11 protein-coding genes are annotated in these 11,606 nt (G+C 71.4%); 2 read left to right on the top strand and 9 right to left on the bottom strand.

Translation table 11 applies throughout. The features are described 5' to 3' along the window. Positions 1 to 15: 15 nt before the first annotated feature. From GUY61_RS27165 to GUY61_RS27155, 3 genes are all read right to left on the bottom strand, one after another. Positions 16 to 1,608: an AAA family ATPase gene (locus GUY61_RS27165; protein WP_166632884.1), complete on the bottom strand. Its 1,593-nt coding sequence runs from the start codon at positions 1,606 to 1,608 to the stop codon at positions 16 to 18. Between the two features lie 7 nt (positions 1,609 to 1,615). Continuing rightward, positions 1,616 to 2,323: a Flp pilus assembly protein CpaB gene (gene cpaB, locus GUY61_RS27160; RefSeq protein WP_166632883.1), complete on the bottom strand. Its 708-nt coding sequence runs from the start codon at positions 2,321 to 2,323 to the stop codon at positions 1,616 to 1,618. 171 nt (positions 2,324 to 2,494) lie between these two features. After that, a complete protein-coding gene (locus tag GUY61_RS27155; RefSeq protein ID WP_166632882.1) occupies positions 2,495 to 3,379 on the bottom strand; it encodes a hypothetical protein in 885 nt (294 codons plus the stop codon). A 279-nt stretch (positions 3,380 to 3,658) separates the two neighbouring features. Here GUY61_RS27155 and GUY61_RS27150 point away from each other — a divergent pair, with 279 nt between their 5' ends. Then, on the top strand, positions 3,659 to 5,377 hold the full coding sequence (locus GUY61_RS27150) for a glycoside hydrolase family 18 protein (RefSeq protein WP_313896875.1): 1,719 nt from the start codon (positions 3,659 to 3,661) through the stop codon (positions 5,375 to 5,377). Between the two features lie 61 nt (positions 5,378 to 5,438). On the opposite strand, the gene GUY61_RS40545 is transcribed toward GUY61_RS27150, so the two are convergent. Further along, complete coding sequence (locus GUY61_RS40545) at positions 5,439 to 6,173, bottom strand: hypothetical protein (protein ID WP_243766785.1); 735 nt, start codon at positions 6,171 to 6,173, stop codon at positions 5,439 to 5,441. A gap of 31 nt (positions 6,174 to 6,204) precedes the next feature. Then, positions 6,205 to 7,557 (bottom strand): Nramp family divalent metal transporter, encoded by a 1,353-nt coding sequence (locus GUY61_RS27140; protein ID WP_166632881.1) that lies wholly within the window; start codon positions 7,555 to 7,557, stop codon positions 6,205 to 6,207. Positions 7,558 to 7,835: 278 nt separating this feature from the next. Between GUY61_RS27140 and GUY61_RS27135 the strand changes: the two genes are divergently transcribed. Beyond that, a complete protein-coding gene (locus GUY61_RS27135; protein WP_166632880.1) occupies positions 7,836 to 9,194 on the top strand; it encodes a M14 family metallopeptidase in 1,359 nt (452 codons plus the stop codon). A gap of 61 nt (positions 9,195 to 9,255) precedes the next feature. Here GUY61_RS27135 and GUY61_RS27130 read toward each other — a convergent pair whose 3' ends face one another. The 4 genes from GUY61_RS27130 to GUY61_RS27115 all read right to left on the bottom strand — a co-directional run. Next, positions 9,256 to 9,828 carry a hypothetical protein gene (locus tag GUY61_RS27130; RefSeq protein ID WP_166632879.1) on the bottom strand — a complete coding sequence of 191 codons (573 nt, stop codon included), beginning with the start codon at positions 9,826 to 9,828 and terminating at the stop codon, positions 9,256 to 9,258. 199 nt (positions 9,829 to 10,027) lie between these two features. Then, positions 10,028 to 10,432, bottom strand: a complete 405-nt coding sequence (locus GUY61_RS27125; RefSeq protein WP_166632878.1) for a RidA family protein — start codon at positions 10,430 to 10,432, stop codon at positions 10,028 to 10,030. A 21-nt stretch (positions 10,433 to 10,453) separates the two neighbouring features. Continuing rightward, entirely contained in the window at positions 10,454 to 11,200 is a 747-nt protein-coding gene (locus GUY61_RS27120; RefSeq protein ID WP_166632877.1) for an IclR family transcriptional regulator, read from the bottom strand. Next, positions 11,197 to 11,606 (bottom strand): PfkB family carbohydrate kinase (locus tag GUY61_RS27115; RefSeq protein ID WP_243766784.1); only part of this gene is annotated, 410 nt, incomplete at its 5' end. The genes GUY61_RS27115 and GUY61_RS27120, both read right to left, overlap by 4 nt.

Here is an 11,606-nt window from a genome sequence, read left to right as displayed (position 1 = left end):
GGGCTTCGGCGGGGGTCATGGCGTCGGGGCCTCCTTCGGAACGCCGGCCGTGGCCTGCACCGTCCAGCCGGCGTCGAAGCCGGGGAAGAAGAGGGGGACGTCGAGGGTGACGGTGGCCGTGGACACGGGGTCGCCGCCGCATCCGGAGACGTCCGCGCTCCAGGCCGCCGGGACGTGCTGCTGGGCGGAGGCCACGCAGTCCCCGCCGACCGCCGCCGCCCGGGCGCCCTCGTCGGCAGCGTTGCCCGCGATCGACCATGTGTAGCCGTAGAGCACGCACTGCCAGAGGATCGCCGTCACGACGAGGATCAGCGGGAACATCCCGGCGAACTCGACCGTGACGGCGCCACGGTCGCCCCGTGCCCTGCGGCGGAAACCCACGGAGCCGCGGTCGCCGGAGAGCCGGCCGCGGCGGCCCTGGCCCGTCTCGTCGCCCTCGGCCCTGACGAGCCCGAGTTCGCCGGCGAGGCCCCACAGCGCCTGCTTCACGGTGCTGCGGCTGTCGAGATCCTGCATGCGCCCCGCGTCGACCGCGGCCTGGAGTTCCTTGAAGTTGGCGGGGACGACGGCGCGCGCGACGCGGGTGCCGGTGATCCGCTCGACGAGGGGCGGCTGGATCTCGGTGTTGCGGGTGTGGCGGTTGATGACGGTGACGGTCTCCTCGGCCTTGCGGATCTGGAGCCGGTCCCAGAGCCGCACGATCCGTTTGGCGGCCCGGACGGCGACCACGTCGGGGGTGGTGACCAGCAGCGCCAGGTCGCCCATCTCGATCACCGCGGCGTTGGCACCGTTCATCTGCGTGCCGCAGTCGACGACCACGACCTCGTAGCGGTTCTTCAGGGCGCTGACGATCTGGCGGGAGGCGCGGTCGTTGACCTCCTCGCCCCTTTCGCCCTCGCCGGGTGCGAGCAGCAGGGCCAGGCCGGAGGCGTGCGTGAACAGGGCGTCCTGGAGCACGCGGGGCGAGATGTCCGAGATCCCCGCCAGATCGGCTATGGAGCGGCGGAACTGCACGTCCAGGTAGGAGGCGACGTCCCCGGCCTGGAGGTCCATGTCGACGAGGGCCACGGTGCGTCCCGACGCGCGTGCGGCGAGGGCGAGTTGTACGGCGGTGAGGGTGGTGCCCACGCCGCCCTTGGCGCCCGTCACGGTGACGACCGTGCCGCCGGGTCCGGCGAACACCTCGGGCCCGGCGCCGAGATGACGGCGTACACCGACCGACCAGGAGGCGGCGCCCTGGACCCGTGCGGCCAGTTCCTCGTAACCGAGGGGCAGGCCGACCAGGCCGCGGGCGCCGGAGTCCATGGCGGCGGTGAACAGCAGCGGGCTGGCGTCGGCGGTGATGAGGACGACGCCGACCGAGGGGAAGCGCAGCGCCACCTCGCGGATGAGTTCCAGTGCGGGCACCGGCCCGATGCGCTCGTGCACCAGCACCACTTCGGGCAGCTCGTCGAGGGATTCGCCGGCCAGCCGGGCGAGGGTGTCGAGCAGCACGGTGGAGTCGGTGACGGGCGGGGCGGGTTCGGCGTCCGGGAGCTGGCTCAGGAGGGTGATGAGGGCGCGGGCCGCGTCGGCGTCGCCGACGGCGGGGAGGATTCTGGTGGTCATCTGCGGATCACTTGTCCTCGTCCAGGGTGTACGTGCTGTCGCGCGGATCGACGGTGCTGTCGGCGCCCGGTGCGACGAGGGCGAGGCGTACGTGCGAGGCGAAGGACTCGGCGTAGGCCACGCGCTGCGCGTCGAGTGTCTGGAGTGCGAAGGTGATCGGGACCGCCTCGGTGGCGGTGCGGGTGCGGTTGTCGCGGTCGGGTTCGAGTGCGGTCAGCTTGCCGACGTCGATGACCCTGGCGTTCTGGACGATGACCCGGGACTGGTCCTTGTCGCCCTCCTGCTCGCCCTTGAAGGTGGCGTAGATGTTGACGGTCGAGCCGGGGGTGATCTTGCCCGCCACGCCGGTGGCCGCGTCGATCATGATGGCGATCTCCTGCTCACCGGGCGCGACCGCGGGCCGCTCGACGATCATGTCGGTCTGGAGCAGGGACCCCTTGCGGAGCTGGGTGACGGCGACCTTGCCGCGGATCTGGGCGAGGTCGGTGACGGCGTTGTCGGACAGCCACCGCTCGGGCATGTCGATCCGCTCGAACTGCGCGGGGGTCAGTTCCCTGTACGGGGCTATGTCCGCCTTGAGCCGGTATGCCGAGACCTCGGGGCCGACCTTGGAGTTCACGTCGCGGATCACCGAGAGCACCCCGGCGAAGGCGCCGAAGGCACACAGGACCGAGAGGAGCAGCAGGATGACGCCGCGGCGCTGGCGTGAGTTCATGGCGCGGACTACCTCGTTCGTTGTTCAGGGACGGAAGTCAACGGACGGATGTCTGGTGGCGGTTCGGTCACCCTGCGGCACACGCGTACGAGCGCCGGCCCTGCGGACAGGTCGGCGCGGGAACGAACGGGTGGGTGAACCCGGTTGTCGGTCATCGTGGCCCGTGCGGTGTCAGGGTGTCCTGCGAACGAGGACGCCGGCGGTTCGGCCAGGCCGCTCGTCCGGCGGGGACACCGGGGACGAACAGAACCCGCAGCGGTCTCCGATGAGTTCGAGCCCGCACCAACGGCACTCCTCTCGCCGCACGGAGGCCACCAGCTGATAGAGGACGGAGATGTCCGGGATCGCGGCGGCGAACTCGATGAGCTTTCCCGTGCCCCACCAGTCGGCGGAACCCTCGGGCAGCGTGACCTCCTGGAGTCCCTGAATCCTCCAGGCGGGCGCGAGGGTCGCGGTGACCCACTCGGCCTGCATCTGGCCGTGCGCGACCGTCAGGGTCGTGGCGAACTGGGGTCCGGGGAGTACGGTCCGCGTCTCCGGGGCGGCTCCGGAGATCTTGACGAGGTGGGCCTCCGGGTTGGCCAGTACGGCGAACTGCGAGCCGGGGACCCAGGACTTGGCGTGCGACTTGAGGGTGACCGGGACCCGGTCGAGCCGGGCGACGGAGCCGAGGACCGCGCCCGCGTAGATGTAGTGGGCGAGCAGCCGGGCGGCGGAGGCGATCACGCCGGGGCTGAAGTCGCACACGGAGAGCTGGCGCAGCTGGAGTGCGAGCCGGGCGACGCCGAGCGGCGGGAGCCCGGGCCCGAGTAAGGCGATGCGGTCGCTCTCCAGCACGGCGCGCGCGGTGTGCAGCCGCTGGACGTAGGCGCGCGGCAGGTTCGAGGGGAGCAGCGCGACGACGTAGCCGTGCTGCTCGACCAGCATGTGGAGGTCGGCCACGGCCCGTTCGAGCGACTGCTCGCCCGGGGGCTTGAGGACCGCGGCGAGGGGGGTCGTCCGGTCCGGCCCCGGCAGCACCAGACCGGCACTGGTCACCGCTATCGCGATCGGCACTTTCCGGCTCCCCCCGCTGCAGTGGCCCGTGCGTCCCTCTGGGCTAGCACCTTATCCACCCTCCTACCTGACTGAGAACACCCAACTACGGAGCGTTCACCCTGTCTTGGCCAGGGATTGCCCCGCAGTGATCAAGAACAAGCGGTGGGTGATCACAGGCCCGGCCCGACTCCCGCCCCGGGCGGGGGTATTGACAAGAAGATTGGTCTGGACCAACTTTGACCAGCAACGGTGGCCACCGTCCCGCAGTGCTCCCATACCCCCCACTGGAGGCCACAAGTGGACCCCGTGACACCCGGCGGCGGCAGACGCCGCCGAAGCATCCTGAGGCTGGGCATCGCCGCCCTCGCCGCGTCCGCACTCACCGTCACCGGTCTCGCAGGCGCGGGCACGGCACAGGCCGCCGACGTCAACGTCGCCAAGAACGCCGGCTTCGAGTCGGGGCTCGCCGACTGGACCTGCTCCGCCGGCAGCGGCACCGCCGTGGGCTCCCCGGTGCACGGCGGGGCGAGCGCGCTGAAGGCCACGCCCGCGGGCCAGGACAACGCCAAGTGCTCGCAGACCGTCGCGGTCAAGCCCAACTCGACGTACACGCTGAGCGCGTGGGTGCAGGGCAGTTACGTCTACCTCGGCGCCTCGGGCACCGGCACCACCGACGTCTCCACCTGGACGCCCGGCGGCTCCGGCTGGACACAGCTCAGCACGAGCTTCACCACCGGCGCCTCGACGACCTCCGTGACGGTCTACACCCACGGGTGGTACGGCCAGAGTGCCTACCACGCCGACGACATCAGCGTCTTCGGTCCCGACGGCGGCGGGGGCACCGACCCCGACCCGACGGTCCCCACCGCGCCGGCCGGCCTCGCCGCGGGCCCCGTCACCTCCTCCTCCGTCTCCCTGTCCTGGTCCCCGGTGACCGGCGCGACCGGCTACAACGTCTACCGCGACGGCTCCAAGGTCCTCGCGGTGAGCGGAACTTCGGCCACCGTCACCGGACTTGCCGCTTCCAGCTCGTACGGCTTCCAGGTCACCGCGACCAACTCCGCGGGCGAGTCGCCGAAGTCCGCCACGGTGACGGCGACCACGGCCAAGGACGGCGGCACCACCGATCCGAACGTGCCCAGGCACGCGCTGACCGGCTACTGGCAGAACTTCGACAACGCCGCGACCGTGCAGAAGCTGCGCGACGTGCAGAGCCAGTACGACATCATCGCCGTCTCCTTCGCGGACTCCACGGCCACCGCCGGCGAGATCACCTTCAACCTCGATCCGGCCGTCGGCTACGCCTCGACGGCCGACTTCAAGGCGGACATCGCCGCGAAGAAGGCCGCCGGCAAGTCCGTGATCCTCTCCGTCGGCGGTGAGCGCGGCAACGTCACCATCAACAGCGACGCCTCCGCGACCGCCTTCGCCGACAGCGCCTACGCCCTGATGCGCGAGTACGGCTTCAACGGCATCGACATCGACCTCGAGCACGGCATCAACTCGACGTACCTGACGAAGGCGCTGCGGCAGCTGTCACAGAAGGCCGGCTCCTCGCTGGTCCTGACGATGGCGCCGCAGACGATCGACATGCAGTCGACGTCGACGGAGTACTTCAGGACCGCACTGAACGTGAAGGACATCCTCACGGTCGTCAACATGCAGTACTACAACAGCGGTTCGATGCTGGGCTGCGACGGCAAGGTGTACTCGCAGGGCTCGGTGGACTTCCTCACCGCACTCGCCTGCATCCAGTTGGAGGGCGGCCTCGACCCGTCCCAGGTGGGTCTCGGCGTGCCGGCCTCCACGCGCGGCGCCGGCAGCGGATACGTCGACCCGTCCGTCGTGAAGAACGCCCTGGACTGCCTGAGCCGCGGCACCGACTGCGGTTCCTTCAGGCCGGCCAGGACCTACCCGTCGCTGCGCGGCGCGATGACCTGGTCGACGAACTGGGACGCGACCGCAGGCAACGCCTGGTCGAACGCGGTCGGCCCGCACGTCCACGGCCTGCCGTAACGGCTCGCGCCGTCCAGCACACGGGGTCGCCCGCACTTCGCGCGGGCGGCCCCCGGTACGTTCACGGCAGATAGTGGTCGAGGGCCCGGTACAACTGCTCCATCCAGCCGAGCAGGACCGGGCCCTTGCGGGCGTTCACATCGGTCTCGAACCGGCTCCCGTCGTGGTGGACGACGACCACTTCGAGCCGCCTTCCGCGCCGCGAGGCGTCGAAGCTCACGTCGGCGACCTCGTCCCAGGCGAACTCGGCCTCCTCCGGGCCGACGCTCAGGACCACGCCGCGGGCGTTGAGGATGACGCGGTTGCGCTCGTCGGACGCGACGAACACAGGCTGCGCACGGGCGCGGTCCGTCGCGTGCGCCGCGGGGGATGCCGCACGGGGTGCCGCGTCGGGCGGTGCGGCCGGACGCGGCGGCACCTGCGGAACGGGCGGCGCCTGCGGAACGGGCGGGACGGGCGGCAGGGGCGAGGGGTCGTGCAGCGTCGGCGGGAGGTCCGCCACGACGGGGAGCGTGGGCCCCGGGATGTACGCGGTGGCGAGCCAGGGCGGATCGCCGTCGGGGTCGGCGTCGACCACGGGCGCGGTGTGGAAACCGCCGACCCTGCGGGCTGCCGCCACCTCCGCCCGGAACCGCTCCCGGAAATGGCGGTCGGCGGCGAGTTCGGGCCGGGCGACCTTGACGGCGACGCTCCTGCCTCCGCGCGAACGGGCCAGGTACACCGTGCCCATGCCGCCTTCACCGAGTTTGCGCACCACCGCGTAGCCGCCGATGCGCTCCGTCTCGTCCACCCCCATGGCCCAGACAGTACGGCGGCCGCCGGTGCCACTACCAGGGAAGGTCGCGCACCTGCTGCACGCAGAGCACGAGGAACAGCACTCCGGCCGCCACCAGGGCCGTGTTGCTGGCCGGGCCGCTGCGCCACTCGCGCGGTGTGCGGGAGCTGTTGAGCAGCCGGAGCAGGGTCACCGCGAGGAACGGCAGGAAGAAGGCGCCGACCACGCCGTACACGATGACCAGGCCGAACGGCTCGTCGAGGAAGAGCAGGACCATCGGGGGGAAGGTCAGCCACAGCAGGTACGCGCGGAATGCCGGGGACTTCTCCCGGGCGCCGGAGGCGACGGCCTCGGCGTCGGTGGTCCCGGCCCCGGAGGCGACGGCCTCCCCGGGAGCGCCGGACGCCGCGGAGGGGCCCGCGGAGCCGCGTTCCCTGCGGGCGTGCGCCACGAAGTCGGCGAACATCAGGCTCACCCCGTGCCAGACGCCGATCAGCGAGGTGAAGGAGGTCGCGAAGAAGCCGACGAGGAACAGTTTCGCGGTTCCCGTGCCGTAGGTGTCCTCGAGGACACCGGTGAGGTCGAGCAGCCCCTTGTCGCCGGACGCGACGGCGATGTGCGAGGCGTGCAGCAGTTCCGCGCCGACGATCAGCATCGCGATGACGAAGATGCCGGTGGTGATGTACGCGACCCGGTTGTCCGTCCGCATCACCTTCATCCAGGTCGCGTCCCTCCAGCCCTTGGCGTTGACCCAGTAGCCGTACGCCGCCAGCGTGATGGTGCCGCCCACGCCGCCGATCAGGCCGAGCGTGTTCACGACGGACTGGTCGGGCAGGACGGGCAGCAGCCCGGCGAGGGCGTCACCGAGGTTCGGCCCGACGCGGACCGCGAGGTAGACGGTGACCACGAACATCACGCCGACGAGTACCGTCATGACCTTCTCGAAGACGGCGTACTGGTTGAACCACACGAACACCAGGCCGGCGAGTCCGGTGAGGATCGCCCATGCCTTGAGGTTCATGACGCTGGGGAACAGCGCGTCCAGCGGCAGCGCGCTGGAGGACATGGCCGCCGCTCCGTAGACGAAGCCCCACACGACGACGTACCCGACGAAGTAGACCGTCGTCCACCGGCCGAGGCTGCGCCAGCCGTCGAAGAGCGTGCGGCCGGTGGCCAGGTGCCAGCGCCCGGCGGCCTCCGCGAGAAAGATCTTGACGACGCAGCCGACGACGGCGGCCCACAGCAGGGTGTAGCCGAATTTGCTGCCCGCGATGAGCGTGGCCACCAGATCGCCCGCGCCGACGCCGGTGGCCGCGACGACGATGCCGGGTCCGACGTACTTCCAGCCGGTCCTGCGGGGCCCGCCGGCCCGTTCCTCCGTGGTGCTCCCGGTGGTGCCTGCCATGGGTGGCCGCCTTCCCACTCGTCCTCGTCCCCCTGAGGTGATCGCCTCATGACAGCGGTGATCGGGGCCTCGGACAAGAGGGCGGGCACCCACCGTTCGGGGCATCTTCGGTACGGGGATACGAATTTGACGCAACGTCATTCATGAGCGGGCGCTATTGACCGGTTCATGCCAGGGCTTCACCATGAGCCCGGACCATCCAGCACCCGCATCCGCACCTGCACCCCCTCTGGCACGTCGCAGCGACACCCCCCACACCTCCACACCCAGGAGACCTCATGCGACTCCGAATTCGCGGCAGCGGCAGCGGCAGCGGCAGACGACGGACGGCGACCCTGTCCGTGCTGCTGACCCTGGCACTCGGCGTGACGGCCACGGTCGCCGGCGCCGAAGCCGTTCCCCCGTCCGCCGCCGCCCGGGCCACGGCCGCCGACGAGGACATCGAGCAGTACGAGATCCACATGGAATCGAACCGGGTGACGCGAACCGCCCTCGCCAGGACGGGCGTCACCATCGACGAGACCGACGGGCACACCGTCGTCGTCTCCGCCGACCCCGCGCAGGCGAAGAAGCTGCGCGCCCTGGGCTACGAACTCGAACAGCTCGGCACGGTCCCCGACCGCAGCGGCGGCGCGGCCGTGGAACCGCTCGACTTCCCCTCCGCCGACTCGCGGTACCACAACTACGCGGAGATGACGAGCGAGATCAACTCCCTCGTCTCGGCGAACCCCGCGATCGCCAGTCAGCGCGTCATCGGCACCTCCTACCAGGGCCGCAACATCGTCGCCATCAAGATCAGCGACAATGTGGGCACCGACGAGGCGGAGCCCGAGGTGCTGTTCACGCACCATCAGCACGCGCGCGAGCACCTCACCGTCGAGATGGCGCTCTACCTGCTCAAGGAGCTGACCTCCGACTACGGCACCGACTCACGGGTCACCAGCATGGTGAACAGCCGTGAGATCTGGATCGTCCCCGACCTCAACCCGGACGGCGGCGAGTACGACATCGCCACCGGCTCCTACCGCAGCTGGCGCAAGAACCGCCAGCCCAACTCCGGTTCCTCGTACGTCGGTACGGACCTCAACCGCAACTGGGCGTACCGCTGGGGCTGCTGCGGCGGCTCCTCCGGCAGCACCTCCTCGGAGACCTACCGCGGCCCGGCGGCCGAGTCGGCGCCCGAGGTGAAGGTCGTCGCGGACTTCGTCCGCAGCCGGGTCGTCGGCGGCACCCAGCAGATCAGGGCGGCCATCGACTTCCACACCTACAGCGAGCTGGTGCTCTGGCCGTTCGGCTACACCTACTCCGACACCACCACCGGCATGACGGCGGACGACCGCAACGCCTTCGCCACCGTCGGGCGCGCCATGGCCGCGAGCAACGGCTACACGCCCGAGCAGTCCAGCGACCTGTACATCACGGACGGCTCGATAGACGACTGGCTGTGGGGCGCGCAGAAGATCTTCGGCTACACCTTCGAGATGTATCCGTCCTCCAGTTCGGGCGGCGGCTTCTACCCGCCCGACGAGGTCATCGACCGCGAGACCAGCAGGAACCGCGACGCGGTGCTCCAACTGCTGGAGAACGCGGACTGCATGTACCGCTCCATCGGCAAGGAGGCGCAGTACTGCGGCTGAGCCGCCGTGCGCGCACCGGCACGACGACGGCGCCCCCGGCCACGGCCGGGGGCGCCCCGTGTCATTCCTGGAAGTAGGCGTCGAGGACCGCGTCGAGCTGCTCGGTCCACTCCTTGACGCGGGCCTTGTCGGCATCGATGTCGGCCGGGTACCAGCGGTTGCCCGCCATGTGGACGGTGACGGTGAGCCGGCGCCCGAACCGGGAGGTCGTCACCTCCACCGCGCCGATCTCCTCCCAGTCGAACTCGGCCTCCTGGTCGTCCAGCCGGAACCTCACGCCGGAGCGGTCCGCGGCGATCGAGCCGCGGAAGTCGGAGGCCGTGAACGCGGGGCCGTCCGACATCGCGTCCTCGTCGGACTCCGACTCGGACTCGGACTCGGAGCCGGCCACCGCCCTCCCGGGGGTCCCGGCCTCGGCCGTCTTCGCTGCGGGGGCTTCTTCTTGGGTGTCTGCCTCCAGTGTCTCGGCGGCCTTCGAGGTCTCGGCTCCGGTCCCTGAGAGGCCCTCGGGAGCCTCGTCACGGACCGCGTCCTCGGTGGCCGCGGGGCTGGGGGCGGTGAGTCCGGGGATGTACGCCGGATCGGTCACCGCCACGGTGACTGGCGGGAAGTTCTGACCTGTGCGCTGCTCCACGGTGCGAAGTATGGCGGACATCGCTGTGCGCGGGGGCGCCGGGGCGCCCCCGTGCCCGTACCGTTAGCGGCCGTACGGCCGGTCGGACGACCGGCCGTACGGCCGCGGCGCCACCGCGAGGGCCCGCGGCGCCGCGAGGGCCCGCCGGGTCGCCGGAGGGGCGGCGAAGGGGCGCGAAGGGGCCGCGGCGGGGCAGCGGTCAGCCGAGGACCGCCAGGGCGTCGACCTCGATGAGCAGCCCCGCGGGCAGCCCGACGTAGACCGTGGTGCGGGCCGCGGGGGCCTCCCTCAGATCGGCGAAGTACTCGTTGTAGAGGGCGTTCATCTCGGCGAAGTGGCCGGTGTCGGTGAGGTAGACGCGGATCATCACGACGTCCTCCCAGGTGGCGCCGCCCGCTTCGAGGACCGCCCTGACGTTGGCGAGGGTCTGGAGGGTCTGCTCGCGCAGCGTCGGTCCCGCCGGCACCGGCGGCTTCCCCGGCTCGGCCGGCAGGAAGCCCACCTGCCCGGCGACCTGGAGGATGTTGCCCTTGCGGACCCCGTGTGAGAACCTGGCGGGCGGGGCCGTGTGGGTGGCGGGCGTGATCGCGGTCTTGTCGGACATCGTTCCCCTTCGGTCGGCCGGTCAGTGGTTCCTGCCGGAGTACTCGCGGCTGACGGCCTCCGCCGTACGCCGTACCAGCGGCAGCAGGGTCAGCAGTTCCTCGGCGGTGACCACGACGTTCGGCGCGGAGACCGACATGGCGGCGACGGCCCGCCCGTCGGCCCCGCGGACGGGCGCGGCCACGCAGTTGATGGACTCCTCGTGCCCGCCGAGGTCGGTTGCCCAGCCCTGTTCCCGCACGACGGCCAGCTCCTTGAGGAACGCGGCGGCGTTCGGCGTGGAACGGGGCGTGTAGGCCGGGTAGTCGAGCTTCTCGGCGACCGCGCGCCGCTCGGCCTCCGGCAGGTCGGCGAGCAGCAGCTTGGCGACGGCGGCCACGGTGATGGCGACGGGCTTGCCGATGCGGGAGTACATCCGTACGGGGTAGCGGCTCTCGACCTTGTCGATGTAGAGGACCTCGTTCTCCTCGTACACGGCGAGGTGGACGGTGTGCCCGCACTGCTCGTTGAGGCGGACGAGGTGGGGGTGGGCGATCTCCCGCACGTCGACGTTCTCGACGGCCTCCTGGGCGAGCGCGAAGAGGCGGGCCCCGAGGCGGTAGCGCTGGTCCTGCTGGCGGTAGACGAGCCCGTGCTCGTGCAGGGTGCGCAGCAGCCTGAGCGCCGTGGACTTGTGCACGCCGAGCCGCTCGGCGACCTGCCCGAGGTCGGCGGGGCCCTCGGCGAGCAGCGGCAGGATGCTGAGCGCGCGGTCGACGGTCTGGCTCATGGTGTGCGTACCTCCACGCGTACGGACTCGGCCTGGCCGGCGGCGGTCCCGCCGGGGCCGAGTCGCAGTGTTCCCCACCCCGCGGCGTCGAGCGCGACCAGCCGGTCCGCCTCGGCGCGTGGGAGCGGCACCCCGAGGTCGCCGCGCGCGGTGAGCGCGGCGGCGGCCGTCAGGTGACCGTGCCGAAGCCGCTCCGCCGGCCGGAGTCCGCGCAGGGTGGCGGAGAGGAACCCGGCGGCGAAGGCGTCCCCGGCACCGACGTGCGAGACGACGTCGACGCGGGGCGCGGGCTCGAAGACGACGACGTCACCGCCGGCACCGTGGTGGCCGCGGTGTCCGCCGCGACCTTGCGGCCCGCCCTGGGCGGGCGTACGGCGACCGCGGGGCAGGATGCGCGGCCGAGGAC

The sequence above is a fragment of the Streptomyces sp. GC420 genome, from assembly GCF_009916105.1.
Taxonomy (GTDB): domain Bacteria; phylum Actinomycetota; class Actinomycetes; order Streptomycetales; family Streptomycetaceae; genus Streptomyces.
Note: the sequence above shows the minus strand (reverse complement) of the source record. Positions and strands in the feature narration are given on the sequence as shown.

What these genes read in the sequence shown, in the direction of transcription:
- GUY61_RS27165 (WP_166632884.1), bottom strand. Translation starts at nt 1,608, where the DNA reads ATGACCACCAGAATCCTCCCCGCCGTCGGCGACGCCGACGCGGCCCGC.
- cpaB (WP_166632883.1), bottom strand. Translation starts at nt 2,323, where the DNA reads ATGAACTCACGCCAGCGCCGCGGCGTCATCCTGCTGCTCCTCTCGGTC.
- GUY61_RS40545 (WP_243766785.1), bottom strand. Translation starts at nt 6,173, where the DNA reads ATGGGGGTGGACGAGACGGAGCGCATCGGCGGCTACGCGGTGGTGCGC.
- GUY61_RS27140 (WP_166632881.1), bottom strand. Translation starts at nt 7,557, where the DNA reads ATGGCAGGCACCACCGGGAGCACCACGGAGGAACGGGCCGGCGGGCCC.
- GUY61_RS27135 (WP_166632880.1), top strand. Translation starts at nt 7,836, where the DNA reads ATGCGACTCCGAATTCGCGGCAGCGGCAGCGGCAGCGGCAGACGACGG.
- GUY61_RS27125 (WP_166632878.1), bottom strand. Translation starts at nt 10,432, where the DNA reads ATGTCCGACAAGACCGCGATCACGCCCGCCACCCACACGGCCCCGCCC.
- GUY61_RS27120 (WP_166632877.1), bottom strand. Translation starts at nt 11,200, where the DNA reads ATGAGCCAGACCGTCGACCGCGCGCTCAGCATCCTGCCGCTGCTCGCC.